The organism is Virgibacillus carmonensis, from assembly GCF_057836705.1.
In genome coordinates, this window is the sequence record NZ_JBYQFJ010000344.1 from 1 (window position 1) to 552 (window position 552).

Consider the following 552-nt stretch of genomic DNA (forward strand, 5'->3'; position numbering starts at 1 on the left):
GTCAATTGAATTAGCAGGCGGAACTGATGACGGTCAAATTGGTACAAGTATTGAAAAAATTCAAGCTGCTATTGAGCAAGCTAAGGGAGAGAAGGGCGTTCTGCTAATTTATGATATTGGCAGTGCCAAAATGAATGCAGAATTAGCAATCGAAATGTCTGGACTGGATTCGATTGAAATTGCTGAAGTTCCACTAGTGGAAGGTGCGTATGTGGCGGCGGTTGAATCAGGAATGAATAAGACACTTGAAGAGGTAAAAGCGAGTGTTGAAAAAGGTTTTTAAAAAAGGGGAAAGCGCCGTTATCGTTTATGGGCGCTTTCCCTTTTCTAACTTATCCTCTTTGAAATCCTTCTTCATCTAAAAATTGGGTGGCCTGTTTGTAGGAATGGAAAGATCCATCCAAATTTTGTCCAGCATATACGTTCCACAAGCCATCTTCATAGGTAAGTAACAGAGTCTGTTCGTTTGTATTAATCCAGCGTTCATCATCCGGAATGACTTCAGCATTTTCACTAGGTGAAAGGGATTTAATAGCCTGCTTGATAATATCC

At 40.4% G+C, this 552-nt stretch carries 1 protein-coding gene and 1 pseudogene; one reads left to right on the forward strand and one right to left on the reverse strand.

Annotated features, from left to right (window positions below):
- The coding region (gene dhaM / locus AC3G7N_RS22245) for a dihydroxyacetone kinase phosphoryl donor subunit DhaM (protein WP_489424284.1) at positions 1 to 283 on the forward strand (283 nt) is incomplete at its 5' end.
- 49 nt (positions 284 to 332) lie between these two features.
- Here dhaM and AC3G7N_RS22250 read toward each other — a convergent pair.
- A pseudogene (locus AC3G7N_RS22250) lies at positions 333 to 552 on the reverse strand (hypothetical protein); the annotation flags it as partial.